The organism is Methanosarcina sp. DH2, assembly GCF_020804225.1.
Taxonomy (GTDB): Archaea; Halobacteriota; Methanosarcinia; order Methanosarcinales; family Methanosarcinaceae; genus Methanosarcina.
Map to the genome: position 1 here is coordinate 45485 of NZ_WJBI01000008.1, position 21193 is coordinate 66677.

The 21193-nt window shown below is 41.4% G+C and carries 13 protein-coding genes; 4 read left to right on the plus strand and 9 right to left on the minus strand.

Going from position 1 to position 21193, the window contains the following annotated elements:
* Positions 1–99 precede the first annotated feature (99 nt).
* The 3 genes from FXV91_RS11005 (at position 100) to FXV91_RS11015 (ending at position 1696) form a co-directional block, all read left to right on the plus strand.
* The gene (locus tag FXV91_RS11005; protein ID WP_229390651.1) at positions 100–258 is read left to right on the plus strand and encodes a hypothetical protein; all 159 of its coding nucleotides are present in this window, start codon (positions 100–102) and stop codon (positions 256–258) included.
* Entirely contained in the window at positions 255–1388 is a 1134-nt protein-coding gene (locus FXV91_RS11010) for a serine/threonine-protein kinase RIO2 (protein ID WP_229390652.1), read from the plus strand. The genes FXV91_RS11005 and FXV91_RS11010 overlap by 4 nt, the downstream gene beginning before the upstream one ends.
* Before the next feature lie 161 nt (positions 1389–1549).
* Entirely contained in the window at positions 1550–1696 is a 147-nt protein-coding gene (locus tag FXV91_RS11015) for a PKD domain-containing protein (protein WP_229390701.1), read from the plus strand.
* Between the two features lie 333 nt (positions 1697–2029).
* Here FXV91_RS11015 and FXV91_RS11020 read toward each other — a convergent pair whose 3' ends face one another.
* Positions 2030–2383 carry an ATP-binding protein gene (locus tag FXV91_RS11020; RefSeq protein WP_345945503.1) on the minus strand — a complete coding sequence of 118 codons (354 nt, stop codon included), beginning with the start codon at positions 2381–2383 and terminating at the stop codon, positions 2030–2032.
* Positions 2379–4490 carry a PAS domain S-box protein gene (locus FXV91_RS20225; RefSeq protein WP_345945504.1) on the minus strand — a complete coding sequence of 704 codons (2112 nt, stop codon included), beginning with the start codon at positions 4488–4490 and terminating at the stop codon, positions 2379–2381. Before FXV91_RS20225 ends, FXV91_RS11020 begins: the two co-directional genes overlap by 5 nt.
* A gap of 860 nt (positions 4491–5350) precedes the next feature.
* Between FXV91_RS20225 and FXV91_RS11030 the strand changes: the two genes are divergently transcribed.
* On the plus strand, positions 5351–7342 hold the full coding sequence (locus tag FXV91_RS11030; protein WP_229390654.1) for a DUF460 domain-containing protein: 1992 nt from the start codon (positions 5351–5353) through the stop codon (positions 7340–7342).
* A 477-nt stretch (positions 7343–7819) separates the two neighbouring features.
* Here FXV91_RS11030 and FXV91_RS20230 read toward each other — a convergent pair whose 3' ends face one another.
* The 7 genes from FXV91_RS20230 to FXV91_RS11060 form a co-directional block, all read right to left on the minus strand.
* Positions 7820–8011 (minus strand): DUF2148 domain-containing protein, encoded by a 192-nt coding sequence (locus tag FXV91_RS20230; protein WP_345945501.1) that lies wholly within the window; start codon positions 8009–8011, stop codon positions 7820–7822.
* An 18-nt stretch (positions 8012–8029) separates the two neighbouring features.
* Positions 8030–8203, minus strand: coding sequence for a hypothetical protein (locus FXV91_RS20235; protein WP_345945502.1), 174 nt, complete (start codon positions 8201–8203; stop codon positions 8030–8032).
* Between the two features lie 268 nt (positions 8204–8471).
* Positions 8472–9722 (minus strand): MBL fold metallo-hydrolase, encoded by a 1251-nt coding sequence (locus FXV91_RS11040; RefSeq protein ID WP_229390655.1) that lies wholly within the window; start codon positions 9720–9722, stop codon positions 8472–8474.
* A 1353-nt stretch (positions 9723–11075) separates the two neighbouring features.
* The gene (locus FXV91_RS11045) at positions 11076–13082 is read right to left on the minus strand and encodes a NosD domain-containing protein (RefSeq protein ID WP_229390656.1); all 2007 of its coding nucleotides are present in this window, start codon (positions 13080–13082) and stop codon (positions 11076–11078) included.
* A 796-nt stretch (positions 13083–13878) separates the two neighbouring features.
* The gene (locus FXV91_RS11050) at positions 13879–16845 is read right to left on the minus strand and encodes a NosD domain-containing protein (protein WP_229390657.1); all 2967 of its coding nucleotides are present in this window, start codon (positions 16843–16845) and stop codon (positions 13879–13881) included.
* A 707-nt stretch (positions 16846–17552) separates the two neighbouring features.
* Positions 17553–19310 (minus strand): histone deacetylase, encoded by a 1758-nt coding sequence (locus FXV91_RS11055; protein ID WP_229390658.1) that lies wholly within the window; start codon positions 19308–19310, stop codon positions 17553–17555.
* Positions 19307–21019, minus strand: coding sequence for a hydantoinase/oxoprolinase family protein (locus FXV91_RS11060; RefSeq protein ID WP_229390659.1), 1713 nt, complete (start codon positions 21017–21019; stop codon positions 19307–19309). Before FXV91_RS11060 ends, FXV91_RS11055 begins: the two co-directional genes overlap by 4 nt.
* Between the last annotated feature and the right edge of the window lie 174 nt (positions 21020–21193).

The window sequence follows — 21193 nt, forward strand, 5'->3', positions numbered from 1 at the left end:
CACCCCCAGAAATTCTTCAATTTCCTGTGATCCCGAAGCGAAATTCGGGAAGTGAAATCTGTGATTTTATAAATTAGTCTGCTTGAACGAGCGAAGCGAGTGAAACAGACCTCGTGCTGTTGCACTTGCAGTGCAACTCCCAGAAAATCTTCGATTTCCTGTGATCCCGAAGCGAAACTCGGGAAGCGAAACTCGGGTGGGTCAGAAGAGAGCCATCATTTAAATATCGAGGATGATATGTATAACAGGATAGGATGATCGAAGAAGTGCTAAAGGTTTTTAAGACGCTTGATGCAAAGGATTTCAGGATACTTACAGGCATCGAGACAGGGATGAAACATTTTGAGTGGGTGCCAGTAGAAGAACTTGGTAAATATACAAAAATGCCTTTTGATAAGCTTGAGTACAGGCTGAGGAAGCTTGTGCGTGATAAGCTTGTTGTCAGAACCACCCAGCCTTACGACGGTTTCCAGATTTACTTTGAAGGCTATGATGCCCTTGCTCTCAATGCATTTGTGAAAAGGAAAAGCATCAGCGCCATAGGGGATGAAGTTGGGGTAGGCAAAGAGTCCGTCATTTTTGAGGCGATCCGGCAGCCTGAGCTTGCAATTGGGGGACCTATTCCGGTTATAATTAAATTTCACAGGGAAGGCAGGACCAGCTTTAAGCAAATAAAAAGAGTACGTGACCACCTCGGAGAAAGAGAACATTTTTCCTGGATTTATGCTGCCAGGCTTGCCGCTCAGAGAGAGTACGGGATAATGACCACGCTGTATCCGAAGGTCTCGATCCCGAAACCTTTTGACCAGAACAGGCATGCAATTGTGATGGAGCTTGCAAAAGGCAGCCTTCTTTCAAAAACAAAACTTCTTAACGCTGAATGGTATCTTGATGAGATTCTCAAGCAGGTAAAAATAACCTATTCTCTGGGAATCGTCCACGCCGACTTAAGTGAATATAATATCTTTGTCTCCGAAGAAGGCATCCAGCTCATTGACTGGCCTCAATATATCACTCTGGACCATCCTCATGCCGACGAAATTCTAGAAAGGGATGTTTCGAATGTACTGGTCCATTTCTACCGAAAATACGACATTAAAATGGAGCTTGAAGAAGTTCTCGAGGAAATTAAAAGTGGAGCAAGCTTAATCGAAGCAACTAAAGAAGAAGCAAGTAGAGACGAAACAGGCAGAGACGAAGAAGATAATGAAGAGTCAAACGAAGAAGAAACAAACATGGACGAAGCAATTATAGAAGAAACAGGTAAAAAGGAGGAAGGTCTAAATGAAGGGAATATCAGCGAAGAAAATAAAGATAAAGAAAATTATAGCGAAGAAGAAGCGTTCGGAGAAGAGAGGAATTCAAAGAAACAGATGAAAGATAAGTAAACTCAGATTGGATAAATAAAATAATAAACTGAAACCTTTTACTCTTCAGTAGCACATCACTGAGGATTCATAACCCTCCCTCAGTCCAGTTTATTGATTATTCAAAAAATGGATTTCAATGAGCTGGAACATTAGAGGCGAAGCTAATTCGACCCATCAGAATCTCGCATACTTATTCAAAAGCAGGAACCTATACTGTCAACCTGACAGTAAGCAATGGAAGTAGTACAGATTCGAAACTCGCTACTATAACTGTTCTCGAACATCCTGTTTATAAATATATTACGAACATAATGATGAAGGGCTAAACCTTTCATCTTATTTTTTGGTATTTTTGTATCCAGCAAATTAAATTTTTATTACGTTGAAAAAAGATCAGAAAAAGCTCTAGAGATTCATGCCGCTAAGGAATAAAGCTCGAACGTAGATATCTGGTTATCTGCTATGAGCAGGTAATATTTTGATACTTGGTCTATACAGCTAGGATTTAGTTTATACAACAAAGCTGCCTGCTTTTGCCTTTATCTCTCGAAGTCGGTGAGTTTCAGCCGTGCAGACGCACTGGATAAGAACAGTTGAGGAATGACGGTCAGATTTTCCTGGAGCACTCTTACTCGATTCTTTTACTCGATTAATCTCTTTTACTCAGTTTGTTCCTCTTTTGTAGGCCATAAAACTGTGAAAGTGCTCCCTTTTGTTAATTCACTTTTAACTTTTATTTCTCCACCCTGCATCTCAACCAGGTGCTTGACTATAGTCAGGCCTAACCCTGTCCCGCTGTACATTCTGGAAAGTGAAGAGTCTATCTGTTTAAATGGCTCAAAAATTACCTGCTGTTTATCTTCCGGGATTCCGATTCCATTATCTTTGACACAAATTTCGATTGTGTTTTCCAACTTTCTAGCCCAGATCTCTATGCGTCCGTCTTCAGGAGTAAACTTCAATGCGTTATTCACGAGGTTGTGGAGAATCTGTTTAAATTTTACTTTATCAATATATACTCAGATCAGCAGGTTTGACTGAGAATTCCATGGATATGCTTTTGGAAGTAGCGAAAGGGATTGCGATGTTTTTTACATCCTCAAAAACATCTGCAGTACGTACGGTTTCAAAAGATAGTGAAACATCTCCGGATTCTATTCTTGAAATATCGAGAATATCATTGATCAGATTGAGAAGATGATTTCCACTTGAAGAGATATTTCTCAAATATTTTAACTGCTTTTCATTTAGGGGTCCAAACATCTGGTCAATCAGTAGATCAGAATAACCTATTATTGAATTCAGAGGAGTTCGCAGTTCATGGCTCATTGTTGCAAGGAACTCACTTTTGGTCCTATTAGCCTCCTCTGCATTGATTTTTGCACTAACAAGAGCTTTTTCCACTTCAACTTTTTCCGTAACATCCCTCAAACTCCATACACGGCCTTTAAGAATTCCATTGCTTACCAGCGGCGCTGAGGACCTTTCAAATACTCGTCCGTCTTTAAAATATACATAAGAAATATCGGTTTCATTTGATCGATAAAGGGCCTGAATCTTTGATAAATCCTCTTCAGGATCTTTTACCCGCTCTAAAATCAAATCAGTCAGTTTTTCGTTATTATTCAGGTAATCCAGATTTTCCGGCAGCTTTAACATTTTGGCAAACTTTGAATTTAAAAAAAGAAGTTTATGGTTGCTGTCAGTAACAAAAATACCATCAACAGTTGACTCAAAAATTGATTTTAAAAGAGTGTCTCTATATTGAATCTGCATTGAAGCTCGCTTTTGCTGAAGTGCCAGTGCATAAAGTGCAGCAACTCGTCTGATTGCTTCAAATTCACAGTCAGAATATCCCTTTTTTGAATTTGCAAGGGAAATCTGTCCCATGATTTCATTTCCAACAACTGCAGGAATACTTATAAAATTTTTTAGCTTTATGTGCCCATCAGGGATTCCTCCCGAACATGGATGTATCTCTGGAAAATTTGTGTAAAAGCCCTCTTCTGTATTTAAAGAATGGCCGATTAATTTAGAATAGAGGCCATCCGGACCTTTTGGAAAAGTAATTTTTTTCTTATTTTCATTAATACAGCAACTTTCCATCATTCTGGTCAGAGTATGACATACATTATCGCCGGTTTCAGGATCAATAGAAGAAACATATCCGTGTTCGCTTTCTGTCAGACTTTGAGAGGCTGAAAATACAATGTCTGCTATCGTCTCAATAGAATTATTCGGGTCCAGCAGGGCATCTGCCAGTTCTGCCAGTTCTCTGTTGACAGCAAGTTCCCATTTTAATTTTCTTTCGGATTTTTTGTGTTCCGTGATATCCACTGAGAAGATATCAAAATGGGAAAACTGGCGAGAAGAATCGTAAACTGGATAAATATTATGGAGAAAATGAACTCCTTTTCGTATATCTTCGAATTTCGTGGGTTTTCCTTCAGCCAATACAGCGTCAAACATTTTTACCCTCTGGGTCAAGATATCTTCAGGATTTATATTATCAAGTTTTTTTCCAGTAAATTCGTCCTGTGTGATATTCAGCCTTTTAGCTGCTGTTTCATTAATGTAAGCAACCGTATGGTCGGGCTTAAAGAGAATTACAGATTCGGTAACAGCATCCATCATTGAACGCAGGAGCTTTTCATTTTCGAGAGCTTTTTTTTCAGCTTCTTTCTGTGCCGTTATATCCTTGAAAACGCAATGTATCTGCTTGAAGCTGCCATTCTCATTGTATGCAATTTTTCCATCAACAACAATGTTTATTATTTTACCATCTTTCCTTACAGCTTCACATTCAGCGCCCTGTATTTTCCCATGCAACCTGAAATTACATAAATTATTTCTAACTTTTTCCGAGAACTGCGGTGTAAGGAAATCCCTGAAAGACTTTCCGATTACTTCTTCTCGGGAATAACCAAGGGTTTCAAGCCATGTCTTGTTTACATCAATAAAATATCCATTTTCATCAAGGGAATGGTAGCTGAGTGGAGCCTGCTGGAAAAGGATCTTGAATCTGTTTTCAGCTTCAAAAAATTCTTTTTTTGTTTTGATATCCCGGATTCTTTTCGAAACATGAGTAACTATTGTTTCTATTGCAGGAATATTCTGAATTTTTTTCCTTCAGGCACCAGTATAGAGATACTGCCAAAAACTTTCTTTTCATTAGAAAAGCCACTGACTAAGATGGAACCTATGTTAAGATCATGTTCGATTTTTTTGTACAGATTAGGGGGAACTTTTTTTGCCAGTAAAGCAAAAAGTCCCCCTTTGAAATATTCAAGTTTGCCGCTTGAAAAGAGCCGACTGTTTAATTTCAGATCCTCAAAGCTAAAACAGATGTCATTGAAGTTCTAACCAAGAGCTGCTTTATCTGTCAGGCCTTCTATTCCTGTTACAGCTTTTATCCTGACAGCATTTATAAAGTTATCATATAGCGATACGACAATAAAACAGTCCTTATTTAACCTGTGAACAGCTTCTCCAGTTAACCTGCATATCCTGTCAACATCTTCTGATTGATAGGTTCCGGTTAATATCTCGTTAATAACCTGAAGTTCCTGTAGACGCTGGCGTAGCCGGATAAACTCGAAACACTTTCAGGAGACTTGTTATTACTGGCTTCGTTTTGATCGCTCATCCAGTATTATCTCTTCAGTTATATATATAAACATATTTACTCAGTTAAATGTTTCCGATAAAAACGAGGAGAAATCCTATAAAATTTTGGGTAAATCCGTCAACAAATTCTGTTTTCGCTTTCATTTGTACTCTGGCATTAATAAAAAGGTTAATTGCAGAAAAAGGATAATTCTAAAATGTATTTTTCTGCTAATTTAAGACCAGTAAATCTTCAATTTTCTAAAGTTCTAAAGATTAACTGATACGAAAAAGTAGACTTTATAGATTTAGTTAAGTTTATTTAATAGATGTAGAATCAGTTAAATATATATTCTACAAAAAATAAAATATAGGTGTTCATGCAAAAAAGGATTATCTATGGAATCGATATTGCCCGGGGCTCTCCCAGGGCGAGGGAACTTCCCAGGTATGCCCTTGCCATTCTCAGGGATGGGGAGGTTTCCCATCAGAGTATGCTCCGCCGCCAGAAGATCTTTAATATGATCCAGAGGGACAGGCCGGAGATAATAGCCGTTGACAACATTTTCGAGCTTGCGGCTGACAGAAGCGAGCTCCTTTCTCTTATGGAACGTCTGCCTGACGGCGTTAAACTTGTCCAGGTCACAGGCGGGCTGCACCCTGAACCTCTTGTCAGGATTGCACGCAAGCACGGGTTTTCCTTTGACCCCGAAAACCCCAATGACGAAGCTGAAGCCTGTGCAAGGCTTGCAGATCTCGGGGTCGGGCATGAGGTTTCTCTTTTTGAAGACATTACGAAAATTAAGGTCAGCAGGGCACGTTCTCTCGGGAGGGGAGGCTGGAGCCAGAACCGGTATAGAAGAAAAGTACACGGAGCCGTGCTTCAGAGGAGCAGGGAGATTGAAAACGTCCTAAAGGACCTTTCACGGGAAAAAGGCATCAGGTTCGAAGCTGTAAATGTGAAAGGGTTCGGAGGCTATGTGAGGTCCGAATTTACAGTCTATGCAAAGCGCGGAGAGATTCCAATACACCCTATGGCAAGCAGCGATGCGCAGGTAAGTGTGAGAAGTGTCGAACGCGACAAAATTCGCTACGTTCCTCTTAAACCCAGGAGCCAGAGGCGTAAATTCACAATAGTCGGGCTCGATCCGGGAACAACTGTAGGCATAGCTATTCTTTCTCTCGACGGGGACCTCCTGTATTTGAAAAGTTTTAGGGGGATAGCTCCTGACGAGGTTGTCAAGCTTATTGCAGAATACGGAAAACCTGCAGTAATTGCAAGTGATGTTACTCCGATGCCGGGCTCGGTTGAAAAAATCAGGAGGAGCTTTAACGCAGTTCCTGCAAGCCCTGGAATCGAGGTATCTGCCGAAGAAAAAATTGCGCTTGGGAAGACTTTTGGCTATTCCAATGACCACGAAAGGGATGCATTGACTGCTGCTCTTCTCACCTACAGAGGTTACAAGAATATCTTTACGCGTATCGAAAAGAAAGCTCCGGAAGATGCGGACCTTGAATTGATAAAGCTTCATGTAATCCGCGGAGACTCAATAGAAGCTGCTGTCGAAAAAGTCCGGGCTGCATCAGGTGCTCCTGAAAAGTCGAAGGCAAGGGCTACTCCTGAAAAACCCGAGGAAAGGGCAGTTGACGAGTCTCTTCTTAAAGTGAGAGAGACTGTCCAGAGGCAGGGAGAACAGATCCAGAACCTGCAGGATTATGTTGAGGAACTAAAACAGGCCCTTATTGCAAAAGACCGAAAAATTTCAAAACTTGAATCAAGGTTGAAAGGTTTCAAAAAGGAAGCTTACAGTGAAGTCAGGAAATTAAAAGAGCTCCAGATTAGAGATAGCACTATAGAGAGCCTGAAAAAAGAACTCAGCAATAAAAACAAAACCGTAAGAGAACTCAGACGCAGAAGCAACAAACTACGCAAAATCCAGAAAATGGAGATCCGAGGTGAAGGCACTCCTGTAAAGGTTATTGCAGCTTTTACGAAGGAATCCATTGCCGAAACACAGGAAAAGTACGGGCTCAAAGCAGGAGACGTAGTTTTTCTGGAAAACCCTAGCGGGGGCGGAGCTGCAACTGCTCAGATCCTTGTGGAAGCCAGAGTTCGGGCTGTAATTATCCCTGAGGATATCTCTCATGTAGCAGAAGAGACCTTCTTTAAAGGAGATGTGCCGGTCATAAGGGATATTCAGCTTGAGAGAGCTGAAGATTTTGCAATGGCAGAGCCGGAAGCCCTGAAAGCTTCAATTGCTGCCTGGGAAAAAGAAGCCGAAATAAAGCGTCACAAAGCCAAAGAGGATAAGCTCGAGAGCCTTTTTGAAGAATATAGAAGTGAACGGCGGAGGGGCCTGGTTTAAGGCTCCTTCCAACAAAACTCATCTGCTTTCTCGTAGTACCCGCTTGCAGAACCCTGATCTCCTGCAGCCCCAGAGCTTTTCCATCTATCCCCCAGTTTCCACTCTTTACCTCCTGGATCACGACCCAGATAGCGCTGCGCAGATTCTCTCCCGAAAACGAGACCATAACATCAGTAACAGCTTCAGTAATCTTCTTTTTCTAGTCTTCGGAGAACTCCCCTTCAAAAACTTTTATCTCGATAAATGGCATTTCACTTTTCCCCCAATATTTTAGTGTTTGTGCCTTTATTCCCAATTTCTAACGAGTCTCTGGTCAGGTGAAACCCATTCCTATCTCCATCCGCCTTTAAAAAACAAATTTTATTTTTATTTTTATTTTTCTCCTCTTTTTAATAATTATATATTTAGTTTTATTTAATTATTTTTTATTATATCTCTATTTTCCCAGAATAAAACCCCTTTTTCCTTTAAAGGTGTTTATCTCCTGTCAAAAAAGATATTCTTCCCGGTTACACTTAACGGAATTCCAAAAGCAACATCTGCATCCAGCAAGCCTGAAACCCTTGCTGCTGCACCAACTGTATACATGACCCTGTTGTCAATACAGAGATCCTTAGCCTTTGCAGCAGCTGCGCCTACGACAATTCCCATGTCTGTGCATTTGATCATGCAGTTTGGGCCCCGGAATTAGACTTCTACCTTCTGACGGTCCAGCATCTCTGCCCAGGTCTCAAAGCCGCAGGCTCCGCAGTTTAAGCCTGCAGCTCTGCTGGCTTTAACTCCTATAAGGATAACATCGGGCGTTTCTGAGGTTTGCAGCATCTCTTTTGAAAGGGTAAACGAAACCTGCACCTTTTTCATCTGCTAGCTTTTCCATTGTCTAGACAAGGGCTTCAATATCATCTTTTTCAACAAGAGCAGTTACTATATCGTCCATTCCTTTGGCTTTCGGGGCAGTCCTGGCAGCCAGAGAATACTTTTTGCAAACGTTTCAAGCATTTCGGATTCGTAATGGAGGATCATACCCAGATTATTGGAATTTTGGGGGCGTAAGTATATCGCAGGTTTTGTAAGAGACCTTCAGTCTTTGAAAGAGATTTTATACTTTGTTTTCTTTTTCCTTTCCCTTTTAAAAGCTGAAAGATTTCCCGTTTGCAGGCGCATAAGCCTCAACTCCGATTTCTTCTAAAATCCATTCTGCAAAGGCTTCCGTTTTCTCTCCGTGCATGACAAAAACTCTTTCAGTGCCCCTGTTGCAGAAGTCCTTTACTAGCTGCTTTAGCTCCCCGTCCCCACAATGGGCAGAAAAGTCATACTGTTCGACTGAGGGCTTGAGGGTAAGGACATCTCCCCTGGTTTCGATCATCCTGTGTTCGAGGGCCAGCCTTCCGTTCGTGCCTTCAACCTGGTAGCCGGTCAGCAGGACTTTTGATTTCGGGTCTTTGTAAAGCCTGCTCAGGTAATAGAGTACAGGACCCCCATTCAGCATCCCGGCAGTGGTGACAATTACCGCCGGTTCCCCAAGTACTGAATCCCGCTGCTGATCTTTTACCTGCGTGGCGCGATCAAAAGCCCTGTCAAGGAGGTCCGGGCTCCTGAGGTATTCAGGATATTTTTTGAGGATTTTGTACACGTCCCTGCCCATTCCGTCAACATAAGCCCTAATTCCGTAAGCATCAAGGAGCATCAGGACTTCCTGGGTTCTACCTATTGCAAAAGCAGGGATAAGGGCAGTTCCGCCTCTGTCAATGGTCTCATGGACGGATTCTATGAACCGCTCTTCGGTTTCTTTACGCGGGATATGGTCTTCCCCAAAGTACGTACTTTCAAGCACGAGGGTATCAGCCTCAGGAAACTCTTCCGCACCCGGGACAAGTCTTGTCTCCTGCAGATTGAGATCCCCTGTATAATACAGGCTTTCTCCTGATTCGGATTCGATGCGAATTCCCGAAGCTCCGGGGATATGGCCTGCGTTGTAAAAGCAAACACTGTAGCCATGAGTTTTGAAGGTTTCTCTGTAGTCTTTTCTGCGTGTTAGCTGGTTAAGCTTTTGGAGGTCATCAGGGTCAAACGGGGATACACCCGAAAGAGTGGTTTCTGCAAGCTTGAGGGTATCTCTCCCCAGCAGGCTGGTAAACTCTGCTGTTGGAGGAGTCATGAAAACCTCAGGGCTCAGGTACATCAGGTTAGGGACAGCTCCGCAGTGGTCCAGATGTCCGTGGGATACCAGGACGGCTTTCGGTTCCATACCATCCCTGGGATATTCGGGAATATCTCCAGCCTTTATACCGTAGTCGAGCAAAATTTCCCCGTTAACAAGCAAACCCGAACGTCCTACTTCCCTGCATCCGCCTTTAAAACTAAGCTCCAGAACAAACACCCCTTGAAAATTATTTTTTACGATTTAATTTTTTGAATAAGCTTATCAAAAAGCCTTATGAAATAAATCTGGCTTTACAGACCTTATAAGTTATGATACGACGGCTAAAGGCTTAAAGGTACGGAAACCCACAGAAACTGATTGAATATTATGATCTGATGATGAAAATCATAAATCATCTGATCAATCGGTTGATATTGTCCAGCATATCCAACACGGTATTTCTTGTTTCTCTACCCTTGCGCCGCGCAGAGCTTTGCCGACTTGCCATAGATAAGAAAAGACAATAGTTGAGTATACAAATCAATTGAAAGAAACTGAGTAATACAGGGAAACGGTCACCTAGTATGAAAAATAATTATCTTAACTACAGAAACCATATCTCATCTAAGGACATATAAGTGCCTCCGCCAGCTTGCCTGGCGGCCTTTTCCAAAAAGAAGGGAGAAACCGAAGAAAAAAGAAGGGAGAAACCGAAGAAAAAAGAAGAGAGAAATCGAAGAAAAAAGAAGAGAGAAATCGAAGAAAAAAGAAGAGAGAAATCGAAGAAAAAAGAAGAGAGAAATCGAAGAAAAAAGAAGAAACTGGAAAATTCAGTAAAAAGTAGCAAAAAGCCATGTTGAAAATAGTATTTTTCGGTAAAGTTTTATTTTGTTTTGATACACATTGCCGGTTTTTTCTGCCGCTTCCAGCTTTGCCTATTTCTTGTTGCTTTTACTATTTGCCGATTCTCTTCTTCGTGTTTGTTTGCAAGATCTCTTTCCTTTCTCGAGCGTGGCAAGAATGACCCCATATGGCAAATAAGGTTTTGTTGATCGGAATTAAAGATTCAAATTTATAACCAGCCATACTTTACTGAAAAATATCAATCATGTGATGGCTGATTTCCAAACGCTATAACAATTTGTCCCAAAAGAAATTATATCAATTAACTTGATTATTCCGTGACTTAATTTCGCTGTTTGTAGATATTCTCGAGATAATTATAATCTTCCAGCGTAATACTTTTTGGGTCCTTATTAACAGAAAAAAGTAGCATGAAATGTTGTTTATTAATGTGTATTCTTCTCCAGTTGTTTAGTGGCGCGTGAAGATTCTTATATCTATGGGGATTTTCCAGGATCTCGTCGACTGTATATTTTCAAAATCAGGCTTAATTTTTAAAATCAGAAGATTAAGATCTCATGAAAAACAGCAAGGGAAAATAGTATGGGAAAATAGTATGGGAAAAAATTAAGATGAAGGAGCTATACCTCCATCCAGCATTTTTCTTACTGATTAAGTTATTTAGTTATATTTCTTAGTTATGTTTCCTAGTTATGTTTCTTAGTTATATTTCTGTGAAACCGAGCTTTATATCCACTCCGTTTTGTTGATTGTGGTTTCATTTTTATACGTAGTTTCATTTTCGTAAGTCTTTGTTTCCGTTTCGTTGGTGCTTATCTCCGTCTCGTTGACAGCTACTTCTGTCTCGTTTGTAGATATCTCCGATTCGTTTGTGGATGTTCCTGTTTGATTATCCGTTAAATTTTCTGGAATTATGGGCTGTTGTGTTTCAGAGGTAGCGACAAGCGGGAGGTAATCCGTATATCCGCTATTTGAAATATTGAACACTCCATCGGCAATGCCGTCTCCATCTGCATCGGTTGCATTCTGGGAAAAGCCTGTCCCATCGGGTTTTGCCCAGAAATTGCCCCCTATACTGGATCCGCCTGTTATGCTTGTGCCCGCAGTTTTCGTTGTGTTCCAGATAGTTCCAACGCTTCCCTGTTTAACATCTGCGTTAATGTTGTTGTTCAGATAGTTATTAAAGACGGTGTTATTGTTGCTTGTTGAAGCTATATGTATACCGGAAATACCGTTTGAGACAACAGTATTGCCTGAAAGTATATTGTCGCTTGAGGTGCTCAGGTGGATACCCCGGTTGCTGTTAGAAGCCTCATTTTCCGAGATATTGTTACCTGAGGAATAAGCTAGCAGGACTGCATATTCGCCACTATTCAGAACAGTATTGTTCAAAAGAGTGTTCCTGCTCGATGTCATAAGGTAAAGTCCTCTATTATTGCCGGAGACTTCGTTGCTGCTTAGGTTATTGTTATTTGAACCTGTGAGGTATATGCCATAAGCACGGTTAGAACTTGCTATGTTGCTAGTAAGGTCATTGTAATTGCTTGAGTTCTCCAGCACAATACCATGGTCATTGCTTTCGCTTGCCGTGTTGTTTGAGAGTAAGTTCCAGCCTGAGCGCAGCAGGTAAGCTCCGTACCTGTTGTTCAAAGCTGTATTGTTTAAGAGTATATTGTAATTGGAGTCCTGCAGGTTAAGTCCTCTTCCCCCGTCCTGAATACTGTTATTAAGGACTGTACTGTTGCTTGAGAAAGCCAGATCTATTCCAAGTCCGTTGTTCGACAGTATATTCTCACTTATATTGCAGTTAGTAGAGTTTAGTAAAGATATTCCAGAGATGTTATTTTGCGAAATTGTATTCTCCGTGAAATTACTGTTTCCTGCGGATGTAAGCAGGATACCGTTCCCGTTATTTGAAACCGTGTTGCCCGACAGTATACTTTCGCCTGACCTTAACAGGAAAATGCCTCTGCTGTTATTCATTACTGTGTTGTTTGTCAGGTTGTTACCACTGGAATCCATCAGATGGATGCCATAGACCATGTTTGAATCTACCGTATTGCCTGTCAGGTTATTGTTACCTGAACCAATAATGTGAATTCCATTATCTTCATTTGAGCTTGCGTTGTTGTTTTCGAGGCTGGTGTTACTGCAGCTCTCCAGGACAATACCATGGTCAGCACTCATACTTACCGTATTATTTGAGATGATATTCCCTTCGGAGACAAGGAGATATATTCCGAATCTCTGATTCGAAACAGTGTTGTCTGAAACTATATTATAGTTTGATCTCTCAACATTAACTGCTCTCCTACCTTCTGCTGCCGTATTATTGATAATAAGGTTATAATTTGAGTTCTTAAGGTATATTCCGAGAGCGTCATTTAAAAACGCGTTATCTTCGATAGTACAGTTACCGGACCTTATCAGGTAAACCCCTGCGCGGTCGTTTCCGGCATTATTAATGCTGAGATCTCTAATTGTTACGTTATTTGCTTCGACATAAAATGCATCCTCAGCCTGATTGTTTGCCGTCACTATTGTATCTTCTGGATTCCCGGAAGCTGACCTGATAATCAGGTCACCTGTCGTTATTCTGATATTTTCAGTATAGTTCCCAGGGCTGATGACAATCTCATCGCCTGAAACCGAACTATTCACTGCGTCCTGTATTGATTGTCCTGGCTGGACAACAATTTCGGCTGCAGTTCCGATACCCAAGCTTAATGTCAAAACTAGTAAGGCTAAAAATAGAGCAATCACTCTGTGTATTTGAATCCCCCACGTCCGATATAATTTATTATTTTAATTTATATTCTCCAAGCTGAAATAAACATGAAATAATATAAATGTATTAGAAAATAATATCAGAATAATAGCGATAAAAGTACATGAAGAAAAGAAAATCAATCCTGGTCTATTGAAATAAAATCAATATTTTCTCTTTTCCGAGGTTTAAGATTAACTTTCAGAATAACGAGCTGACAGTTGATCCTTTAAAATTAGCCTTACCTGCCGTTTATCAGAGGCAGGTGTTCCACCCGGTAAGACATGATCCTGCTAAGATCTTTTTACTTTCAGGTTAAGAATTTGTTTTTCCTGTTCTCCATGAAAAATGGATTTTAGAATCCTGTAAGTAATGGATATAAATCTAAAAGTCAGAAGGAAGCAGTACATAATAAAAAGCTCATCCCAAAACCAGTTTTATTCTTAAATCAATAATTGCTCAGAACTATTCTCCATATAGGAAACTCGATTTATCGTTCGAGATATAGGATTTAGAAAAACAATTTTGAGTTTTGGGATCGGCTCAAAGAGTAAGATATGACAGAAAAAGGAAAAATGGAAGGAAAAAGTAAAGGATAAAAGGGTAAGCGAAAAAAAGCGGTAGAAAAGAGCGTGTAGGAAACGCTACAAGAAAAAGAATAAAACGAAAAAAAGAAGAATAAAAAAATAGGATAAAGACATCAAACCTTTATCCATTTTTTCTGCACTTATATCTACTGTTTTTTACTTTCATCTAACTGTTTTATTTCCTTTTATACAGGGATACTGCAAGTAGACCGGCTATTCCATAAATCATCTCAAAGCCAGGCGTACCTGGGCTTTCGTCTTCGTCGGACCCTTGATCAGCTTCTTCTGATCCCGTGTCTCCCATATTTTCTTCAGAGTTGTCAGACTCATCTTCAGGCTGTATTTCAGTTACGGTTTCTTCCGAAGAAACATCTGTCTTCCCTGTTACTGCAAAGAAAGAATATGCCGGAACATCGGCTGTAAAGTACAGATACTTGCTATCTTCCCCTGACAGGTCAACTGACAGCTGTTCCCACTTTTTATCACTGTACCTGTTAAGGGTGATAGAATCTTTATCGATCTTTTTATCCTGTATCCAGGACTTTTCAACCTTGAAGCAGAGCACAGGATTATCTATATTCTTTGAAGTTGCAAACCCGCTGTTGCCAACCCAGACATTGAAGTACCTGTAGACTTCTCCTTCAGACAGTACGGAAACAAGTGTAGATTTGTTTTTCAACTGCTCGACAATAGTTGTGGTCTTGCCAACAGTCTTTTTTGCATCGAAGCCAACATATACAACGCAGGTTGCATTCTTCGTAAAATTAAACTTCGTTTCTTTGCCGTTCGTAATAAATGTCTGTGAAAGTTCCTTTACGTCAACATTTCTTGCAGGTTCAGGAGAACCACCGCCACCGCCGCTGCTGTGGCTGCTTCCGCCGCTGCTGTGGTGCTCTTCTTCCTTGCTGGAAACAGTTATTGTAGCAAGTTTTGATTTCGTACCATTTTGGTTGCCTGACGTCAGGTTAACGGTATAGATCCCAGGAGCAGTGTACACATAAACAACCGGTGACACATCGGCGTCACCAGTTCCGTCATTGGTGAAGTCCCAGATTCTTGATGTTGCGTTTTGTGACAGGTCGGTAAACATGACCGAGAGAGGAGCATATCCGCTCGTAACATTAGCGCTGAAGTCTACTACAGGAAGACCGTTACTTCCATTTCCTCCCTGCTCTTGCAGTACAACTAGTGTAGTAGTTTTTGAATCCGTGCCGTTTGCGTTGCTTACTGTCAGGTTAACGGAATAGTTCCCTACTGAGGAATAAGTATGTGTTGTATTCCGCTCAGTTGAATTGGTTCCGTCTCCAAAGTTCCAGTTCCATCCAGTTGCATTTTGAGAGTTGTCTGTAAACAGGACTGCAAGAGGAGCATTCCCGCTGGTGACATTAGTAGTGAAATTTGCGATAGGATACACCGGCTCCGGTACATAGACAGCTAAAAGCGGGTAGTAGTCTGTTAAGTTATCTCCGTCATATTTAAAATCAATAATGCCGTCCCCATTTGAATCGTGAGCTGCATTTAGCTGGGAGAAGCCTGTCCCGGAGGGGTTTGCCCAGTAATTGCCTCCTATACTGGATCCACCCACAATGCTTGCACCTGAAGCTTTTGTTGTGTTCCACGTGCTTCCACTGTTTTTATTGTTTACATTCATTGTATTGTTCAGGTAATTGTTGTAAATACGGTTATTGGTGCTCTGAGCACATAAAAATAGGCCGTTACTAGTACTCGAAGTTACATTGTTGCTTGAGACATTGTTGTTTTTAGAAGAGTTCAAAGAAATTCCATATGTGTTGCTAATAGCTTTGTTCATATATAGGATGTTGTTATCGGAAAGCGAGAGCATTATCCCATTCGAGGTATTATGTACTGTATTATTAGATACTGTATTGTTGGAGATCATATTCCCGCTTGAAGTCATTAAATAGATACCTTTAGAATTGCTTGAAGCTATATTGCCGATCAGGTAATTATTGCTGGAACTTGCCAGGTAAATCCCATAAACACCGTTCGAACTTGCTGTGTTGCCGGTAAGGTTGTTATTGCTGACATTTTCAAGTTGAATACCATTACCAGTATTCGAATTCACAACATTACCCGAAAGTGTGTTTCCACTGGCTGAGGTAAGTACGTAGATTCCTTTACTGTTTCCAGATGCGCTGTTATTGGTCAGGGTATTGTCTCTGGCATTCCCGAGAACGATACCACTAGCAGTGTTTAACCTGGCGGTATTGTTGATAAGGTTGTTGTTGCCAGCGTTATCCAGAATAATGCCGTTCATTAAATTTGAATTTGCCTGATTGCCTGAAAGAGTGTTTATGCTGGATGTTAAGGTTAGGTAGATACCTCTATTATTGTTATAAGCATTATTGTTAACCAGGTTGTTATTGTTGGAATACCTCATGGCTATTCCATAGTCACAGTTTGAAACTGTATTGCTTTGCAGATTATTATTGTGAGAATTATTCAGGAAAATACTATGAGTGTTCAAACTCAGGGTGTCATCAAAAACAGTGTTACCCGAGACTGTGTTTCCTGAAGAAAATACCAAGTTGATACCATTATTGGTGTTATTAAACATCGTGTTGCTTGTCAGGTTATTGCTGTCTGCATAGTACAGATAGATACCATAAATTCCGCTTGAGTTCACATCATTATTTTCTATAATACTTCCTGTTGTGTTTTCCATAACTATACCGTGGGAAGCGCTCAGGTTCACAGTATTTTCTGAGAGCCTGTTCCCCCGAGAACCAGAAATACGAATACCTAAATAATTATTGTATAATACATTGTCCTCAATGGTACAGTAATTACTTCCGGTCAAATAGACTCCTGAAGTATTAGTTCCTGCACCGGTAATCTTAAACCCTTCAATTGTTACATTATTTCCGTTCTGTATACTGATTACGGATACGCCTGGGTTGTTAGCAGAAATTATCGTATTCGCAGGGTTTCCGGCTCCTGACCTTATTGTCAGGTCATTTTTATTTATGATGATATTTTCTGTATAAGTTCCGGGCGCGACGATAATCACATCTCCAGAAGATGCATTATTCACCGCAGCCTGTATCGAGTCTCCAGGAGCAACTGGATATTCAGTCGCTGCCTCAGCACAGGAGCTTAGTGTGAGTATGAGAGTGGTCAATATTAAAATTCTTAATATGTTTATTCTAATTCCTCCCTATGAATAGAAGAAATTTATACTGATACTTCCTCTAATTAATTAGGAATTAATTACATTTACAATATAAACGTACTGGTTATATTTAATATTTTTCAAAAGAGATATATTCTGGAAAACCGGGACGAAAAATAGCTATGTTTATTGAAATTAACGGTACGTCTTTTCTGTTAAATTATCCTTTTCCCAGTCTGGTTATAACGTTGCTTAAATCAGTTAGTGCCGACAACACATTATTTTGTCCATTCCAACAAGTCAAGATTAATTTAGTTTTATATGGGTAATTTTTCCGGTTGGGCAAGTGAGATTTTTCAAATAGTGTGATAAATTTTATGGATAATATAATTACTTCAACTGCACCAGGGAAAATCAATATATTTACAATGTTTTTCCCGAAAAAAGTGTTATCTTATCTAAATTATTCTTATAGAATAGCTTGCAGAATTCTGGTAAAGAAAAATGTAAAAAATAAAAGTTAAATAAGATTCACTGGAATGTAGAAAGATACTTAAAATTGGCGGGACTTGAGAAAAAAATGGAAAATTAAAAGGGTGAGAAGCCCCGGACTCTACTGGTTCAAGGTTTTATCAGGAGATGAATCGGAGCCTTCAAAGCTTCTCAATGCCCGGATAGTAACCGGTTTCCCGCTCTTAATAAGCGTTTTCTTGATTTTAATATGAGATTTCCTGTTTTGTCCTCATATTGTATTCTCTATATTCGTCCGCTTTCTTATCCTGAAGGTAAACGTACTCGTATTCTGGAGAATTGAGCCTTTTCCTGTACTCTTCCCCGGCTTCAGCCTGGCAGCGGTCACAGGCGTAGATAGGGATCGAAACCCCGAATATTCTGGTATCGTTTATGCTCCTGTGGGCATGAGAGTCTATGGTTACGTAACCCTGGCAGTCAGGGCACATCCGGACTGTTTCTTCCTGAAATTCCTGAATCATATCGGTGTCATAGAAGATCTGCTTTTTCCGGCGATAAAAGTCTCCGTGTTTTGCTATCTCTGTTTCTACAAGCCTGTCCCGGTTTTTCCAGTTTTCGAGCTGGGTTGCAATAACTTCCTCGAGGATCTGTCTGTCCCTTGCAGCCTGGACAAACATCCCGGGCTTGAAATCGGGTTCCTTTACGCAGGAATAGTCAAGCCCGGCCATGGCAAGGATTATTCCTGTGTTCACATATGGCAGTGCGCTCTGGATTGCATAGCCTCCTTCAAGTACTGCCATATCGGGGGCAAGTTTCTCATTTAATTTTGCATACCCCTGTGCGGAAAAGCGCATATTTGCAAGCGGATCCGTGTAATGGTTGTCCTGCCCTGCAGAATTGAGGACAAGCTCAGGCTTGAAGTCCTCAAGGATGGGCAGTACAAGGGCACCCAGCACGTAGAGAATACCCTCATCCGGCGTCCCGGGAGGAAGAGGAATATTTATTGTCCTTCCAAGGGCTTTTGGGCCTCCGAGTTCGTTCATGAAGCCGGATCCGGGATAGAGTGTCCTCCCATCCTGATGGAAGGAGATAAAAAGCACATCCGGATCATTGTAAAAGATCTCCTGTGTTCCGTCCCCATGATGGACATCAGTATCCACAATTGCAATCCTGCGGATCCCATACTTTTTTCTCAGGTACTCTACAAGGATTGCTTCATTATTTATATTGCAAAAGCCGCGGTTTCCATGGGCTACAGTCATGGCATGATGCCCGGGAGGGCGGACAAGAGCAAAAGCATTTTTAACCTCTCCCCTCATGAGCGCATCAGCAAGAACCAGGCAGCTGCCTGCTGCAATCAGGTGAGGGGTTGTAGCCTGAGCTTTTATATCAGGGACGCAGAAATGGACCCTCGCAATATCTCTGTAATCTGCAAGGCGTGGTTTGTATTCGGCTATTTGCGGGAGATCCATCAGCCCTTCTTCAAAGATCTGATCTCGCGTATAGAGGAGGCGCTCCTCTCTTTCCGGGTGGGTTGGAGAAATTGCCCAGTCAAAAGCCGGGAAGAAAATAAGGCCTGTCTTTCGGGTTCCTGTCTGGTTTGCCGGGACCATGGTTTCTTTTACCAATCCATTTAACAATCCGTTTACCGGTTCATTCACCAGTTCCTGTTTTGATTCACGTTTTGATTCATGTTTTGATTCATGTTTTGATTCACATTTTGATTCATTTCTCGGTTTATCTTCAGATTGCTGCTCTGAAGTTTTTATTTTCATTGTAACTTCCTCTAATCTCTCAGGCTCAGTTTCTTCATTGTTTTCGGCATCAATTTCAGCATGATTTTTAGCACCATTTTCAGGATATCTTCCGGAATTCTCTATTCTGTAGTTCTCTTTTCCTTTTTTCTGATTTTTCTCTTTTTCCCCTTTTTCTTTCTCCATTCCGGTATTTTTTTCGGCTCCGCCTTTGAGTGCATCCTTAATTTTCCCAAGCCCGAGTTTCATGCTTTTTCCCTCCTTTTCCATTCGTTAATCAGGCCTGCCGGGATCTGCATACTTATATCAAAAATCCGCCCTGCCGTAAACCAGCCTTCAACTACGTTAAATACCTCACTGTTAGCAATCTCGGCTTCATCTGCATACTCGGAAATGCCAAACCTATCTGCACGTTCCCCGAGGAGTTTTGCTGCAAGTGTTTCGGCTTCCTCTGAACGCATTTTATTGAAATTCCCTATGTTCGTTGAGTTAAGGCTTACAACCTCTCCTTCTTCAGCTACCGAATAGACCTTCTGCTGGGTATCGATTCGCAGGTTAAGGGTAAGAGTGGGTCTTGCAACAGCTGCCCCTATCGCGTTTCCGACTTCAGAGTATTCGGGAATAATCGGTTTTGCACTCAGCTTTTCCGCAACTACTGAAATCAGGCCCTTTGCCCCCCCTCCTATTCCGACCACATTTTCAGGCCTTTCTTTTTTCTTCTGCAGGACTTCCCATATCCTGTAAGCAGGCTCCTGTTCCCACTCAAGAAACATCTCCCTGACAGCTTTTTCAATCATTTCTGCAGTCATATCCACTATCCGGGAAGCAGTCTCTGTTTCGGATTTACCGAGGCAGACGGCTATGGATGCAACTGCCTCCTTTGCACGTTCAGGGTCCCCAATATCAATAAGCCCGAGTACTTTCAGAGCGTCCGTTGGAGTTGGCTCTTCTCCTCCCATGCAGTAAGAAGGACCTGCCCTTTCGGGGCCTATGGTTACCATCCTGATCCCACTGTCTGTTTCTCTAACCCTTACAATGCTGTCCCCTCCTACAGCTATAGAGCGGACGGCAAAAGCCCGGGCATGGGTCAGGAAGTTTCCGAGTTTTGCGCCTTTAGAACCAATAAGAGGTTTTCCGGAAAGGATAAGGGCAAGGTCGGTAGTAGTCCCGCCTATATCCACCACAACAGATGTCTGGCCTTCAGGGGTAAGGGCAAGAGCTCCTATCGTGCTTGCTGCGGGCCCCGAAAAAATAGTTTCCACAGGGAACTCTACTGATTTTTCAATTGGCAGAGTCCCTCCATCGGCTTTAAGGATGTATACCGGAGCCCTGATATTTCTTTCCTCCATAGCCTTTTTTATCTCCTCAACAAACTGCTGGTAACGCTCTCCCGTTGCAGAAGCCAGCATGGAAGTAGCAACTCTTCTCGGAAAATTCAGTTTCCCTGAAACTTTATGTCCGAGTTTTACTTTACAGCCCGGGTGCAGTTCCATGAGAATTTCTTCTATCCTGAGTTCATGGGAAGGATTCCTCTGTCCGAATTTGCTTACTATGGCAGCGCTGAAAAACCCCTGCTCCCGGATCAGGCTCACCGTTTCTCGAACTTCAGCTTCATCAAGGGGCTGAATTTCTCTTCCCCTGTAGTCCATAGCTCCTTTAAGATAGAAGCTGCCAGGAAAAGTATAGCTTGCAGGATTAACGCCAGGGCCAGGAACAAGTAGCAGAGCCACACGATCAGTTTTGCCCTCTGCGATAAGATTTGTTATTACGGTTGTACTGAACACCACCCTTTCAAACTGTTCCGGGGGGACTTCTCTGCTAACTTTATCAAGGGCATTAAGCAGAGATTTCAGAAGATTTGCTGGTTCGGTGGGAACCTTAGCTGTGTTGTATACCTCTCCGTTCCTAATAAGCACCGCATCCGTGGTGGTGCCCCCTACATCAATTCCTATGAGCATTCACAATTCGCCTATCCTCACTTGAATGAATTATCTGTCGCTTTTTTCGTATTTCTCTGCATTTTATATCTAACTTAATTTATAGCCAGTTCCAATTGATTTCGATATAGAAATAAGTGTGTGCTTTATTTCGATATGGTAAGGTCTATACGGCATCTTCTTAATAAATAATCC

Excerpts from the sequence above, each read along its gene's own strand:
- FXV91_RS11060 (WP_229390659.1), bottom strand. The coding sequence starts at position 21,019 with ATGCTCATAGGAATTGATGTAGGGGGCACCACCACGGATGCGGTGCTT.
- FXV91_RS20235 (WP_345945502.1), bottom strand. The coding sequence starts at position 8,203 with ATGAAAAAGGTGCAGGTTTCGTTTACCCTTTCAAAAGAGATGCTGCAA.
- FXV91_RS11055 (WP_229390658.1), bottom strand. The coding sequence starts at position 19,310 with ATGAAACTCGGGCTTGGGAAAATTAAGGATGCACTCAAAGGCGGAGCC.
- FXV91_RS11010 (WP_229390652.1), top strand. The coding sequence starts at position 255 with ATGATCGAAGAAGTGCTAAAGGTTTTTAAGACGCTTGATGCAAAGGAT.
- FXV91_RS20230 (WP_345945501.1), bottom strand. The coding sequence starts at position 8,011 with ATGATCAAATGCACAGACATGGGAATTGTCGTAGGCGCAGCTGCTGCA.